Source organism: Selenomonas sp., assembly GCF_052169755.1.
GTDB lineage: Bacteria > Bacillota > Negativicutes > Selenomonadales > Selenomonadaceae > Selenomonas.
In genome coordinates, this window is record NZ_JBQNBV010000176.1 from 1 (window position 1) to 3,593 (window position 3,593).

The following is a 3,593-nucleotide window of genomic DNA, read 5'->3' on the forward strand; positions in this document are numbered from 1 at the left end:
GAGGTAGAGCCGAAAGTCGTCAAGGCGCTCAAGGAGGCGATTGACCCGTGAGGAAGAAGCGTCTGCCTTTGCAGGCATTACAGAAAGCTGTGCGCGATCTCTTGACCGCGTGCCAGACGACGCCAATTCATGAACATATAGACGACAAGGCGAAACTGCCGCTCATTGCCTTCGGTGAAATCAGCGTATCACCCGACGATGCCAAGGGCGCTACACTTTACACGGCGGAGATGGATCTGGAAATCTACAGCGGCGCGAACAGCCGTACAGAGGTCAATGGCATCTTAGACAATGTGGCGACGGTGCTCACGGCGGCGCGGCTTGATATGCAGGCGGTGGGATTTGCCGTCGTCGATCAGGAAATCACGGAGATTCGCACGAATCAACGGGAAATCAGAGGCTATGGCGCAACTTTGCGCCTTGAAGTACAAATACAAGATATGGAGGGATAAGAAATGCCAATCAAACCGGAGAATTTGCCCGTCAATCCGAACATCTCGACGGCGACGGTGGGTAAGGACTACCTGCTCATGATTAACACAGGCACGTTCGCCGTGCCTGTCTGGACGGTCGTCGGCGGGCAGAGGAACAGCAAGCTGACGGAGAAAGCGGATTCCATTGATGTCTCGGACAAGGCAACGGACGGATGGAGTTCGAAACTCGCGGGCATGAAGTCTTGGAGCATCGACCTTTCAGGGCTTGTCATGCTCAATGATGCGGGCGTCGAAGCGCTCGAAGTCGCGTTTCGCGCGGGCAAGACGGTTGACGTCAAGCTGCAGTACCCGGACAAGAGCTATCAGCGCGGTTGGGCGGCGGTCACGGAGTTTTCGAAAGACGTGCCGCATGACGGCGCGGCGACGCTCTCCGGCACACTTGACGGCAACGGTCCGATCAGCGAGGTCACGAAAGCGAGCGGTACGCCGTCGAGCAGCTCGGGCGGCTCGCAAAGTTCGCCTTGATGGAAGAGGATGAGAGGGAGAAAGCCATATTCGCAGGCGCTTGTGAATATGGCTTTTGCTTTTGACGAAAGGGGATTCACCGCATGAAGAAACAAACGACATTCAAGACGGCAGATGGCAGGCTGCTCACGCTTTGCCTGACGATTCGCGACATGATGGCTCTTGAGCAGGAGATTGGCAAATCGCTCTTTTCCGTGATCGCCGAGATGGGGCGCGGCAGCCTGCGCTCACTGGACTTGCAGTACACCGTCGCCGCCTTGCGCTGGGCGCTTCCTGCGCCCGCAGAGGACGCCGAAATCATCGGCATCATTGAGGAGCATTGCGCGGCGGGCGGCACAATCGACGACATCAATCAGGCGCTCATTCAGACGGTGTTCGCGACGGGGATCTTTACGCGCGGAAAAAACGACGAAACGCCGACAGAGGAAGTGAAGCCCAAAAAGAAGTAGAAGTTGCATCTATGGCGGCATGGGTAGAAGCTACAGAGCCTATTGCATACGGCATGCTCCGTCTTACGCCCGAAGCCTATGAATCCTTGCAAGTGCGCGAGTTCTATCTGCTATTGGAAAGCCGCGAAGCAGAAGAAAAGCGGCAGGACTGGAAGCGTGCCTACTTCGTTTCGTGCCTCGTCAGCGTGCAGTGCACAAAGCCTGTATCGACGATTGATATCCTCGCGCCGCTCTACCCGGAAGAGCGCGAGAAAGAGGCGCGGCGGCGAGAAGAGCAGCGCAAGGCGGATGAGGACTACTTGAAGCGGGAATTTGGTTTACATGAGGCGGTGGAGTAATGGCAAAGAGCATCAGCGAGCTGAAAATCAAGATCGGCGCGGATTCATCCGAACTGAAGAAAGAACTGAACGAGACGCAGCGTGCTATGCAGACAGCGCTCAATACCAAACCGATGGAATCCGCGACTGCCGCTCTCGCCGGCGTATCGAAGGAAACGGGCAACCTCATCGGCAAATTCCAGAGCATGGCGACCGTCGCCGCCGGTGCTTTCGGCCTTGCGAGCATCATCGACGGCGCGGTGCAGGCGGGAGACAACATCTACAAGCTGTCCAACCGCCTGAACGTGACGACGGCGGAAGCGGGAAATCTCTCGCGCATCCTGAAGATTACGGGTGGCGACGTGGATTCCTTCGGCTCCGCCGTCATGCGTCTCGACAAGTCGCTCTTTTCCGACAGCGAGGCAGGAGAGAAGGCGCGTCGCACGCTCGACCTCTTCGGCGTGAGCTTGACGGACGCGGGCGGCAAGCTCCTGCCGCTCAACGAGCAGTTGGAAAACCTCGCCAAGGGCTATAAACTCGCAAAAGATGCGGGCGTGCAGCAGGAATTCCTCATGACGACGCTCGGCACGAAGGGGCTTGCGCTCGCGCAGACGCTTGAACAGTACACGGAAGCGGCTGAGACGGCGGCGCGTGTCAAGGGCATCGGTCTCGACGCGAAGGAAATGCACGAACTGGCGCTCGACATGAAGGTCATGCAGATGGAATCGCAGCAGGTGCAGCTTGCCTTCACGTCAGCGCTTGCGCCCGTGGCAGAGAGCGTCTTTCCCGTCGTCATTGAAGGCTTGACGGATTCGGCGACATGGCTTGCCAAGAACAAGAAAGAAGTCCGCGAAGTCACGGCGGCTGTCGTCAAGTTCGTCGCCGCTTATAAAGGGATCAAGTTTGCAAGCGGCGCATTGCGCACGGTTCACACCTTCTGGCTGCAATCGCAGCAGGCAGCGCTTGCAAGTGCGGCATCGCAGACGGCATCGCAGACGGAAGTCACGGCGGCGCATGAGCGTCAAATCGCGCGGCGCATCGCCGCCGTGGAGCGCATGGCGCAGCGGCAGCAGGACGCCGCCGTAAGAGCGGCAATGAAAGCGAATCTGTCGGCAGAAGAAACGACGGCGCGTATTGTTGCAGAATGTACGAAGATCGAAATCAAGACCGCCGAAACCGCCGAAAGAATCGCCGCAGGCATGAGGGCAGCTTTCGCCGCACAGGCGCAGGCGGCGGTCGTGGCGGCGGGAGAGACGACCGTGGCCTTGAACGGCACCGCCGTCGCGGCGGCTGAGGCGGGCGCAAGTATGACGGGGGCGCATACGGGCGCGGCGCGATCAGGGCAAGTCGCGGCGGGCGTAGAGAGAGAGCTTGCCCTGGCGACGACGGCGACGGGCAATGCCGCCGTCATAGCCGGCGAAAAGAATGTGGCGGCAAAGACAGAGACGGCGATCGCCACAGCGGGTGCAACGACGGCAGCGAACGCGCAGACTGTCGCCACGACAGCGACGGGAAATGCCGCCGTCACAGCAGGAACGAAGACCGTCGGCGCGATGGCGACGGCAACGACGGCGGTCGGTTCTTTGACACGCGCCGTATGGGCGCTGATGGGCGGCTGGCTCGGCGTCGCAGCGGCGACGGGCTACGCGATTTACAAGCTCAGCGAGTACGGCCGTGCGCAGGATGCGGAGAGAAAAAATCGCACCTATGATATAGACGGCAAGAGATACGTGGAAGAAAATGGCGAGTTTTACAGATATGCACATACCGCATCCAGTGTGGAAAAGGAATATACAAACACCTATGGCGCAGATGCAGATAATAAGGAATTGGTGACGGATGCCGCAACAAAAGAGAAACTGAACGAT

General features: G+C 58.8%; 4 protein-coding genes and 1 pseudogene. All 5 read left to right on the forward strand.

The window, feature by feature from the left end:
- Positions 1 to 47 precede the first annotated feature (47 nt).
- Positions 48 to 452, forward strand: a complete 405-nt coding sequence (gp17, locus tag ACTTKG_RS09835) for a tail completion protein gp17 (RefSeq protein ID WP_442674024.1) — start codon at positions 48 to 50, stop codon at positions 450 to 452.
- Positions 453 to 455: 3 nt separating this feature from the next.
- Positions 456 to 959 (forward strand): phage tail tube protein, encoded by a 504-nt coding sequence (locus ACTTKG_RS09840; RefSeq protein WP_442674025.1) that lies wholly within the window; start codon positions 456 to 458, stop codon positions 957 to 959.
- A gap of 83 nt (positions 960 to 1,042) precedes the next feature.
- Positions 1,043 to 1,408, forward strand: a complete 366-nt coding sequence (locus ACTTKG_RS09845) for a hypothetical protein (RefSeq protein WP_442674026.1) — start codon at positions 1,043 to 1,045, stop codon at positions 1,406 to 1,408.
- Between the two features lie 11 nt (positions 1,409 to 1,419).
- Positions 1,420 to 1,746 carry a hypothetical protein gene (locus tag ACTTKG_RS09850; protein WP_442674027.1) on the forward strand — a complete coding sequence of 109 codons (327 nt, stop codon included), beginning with the start codon at positions 1,420 to 1,422 and terminating at the stop codon, positions 1,744 to 1,746.
- A pseudogene (locus ACTTKG_RS09855) lies at positions 1,746 to 3,593 on the forward strand (hypothetical protein); the annotation flags it as partial. The gene ACTTKG_RS09850 and the pseudogene ACTTKG_RS09855, both read left to right, overlap by 1 nt.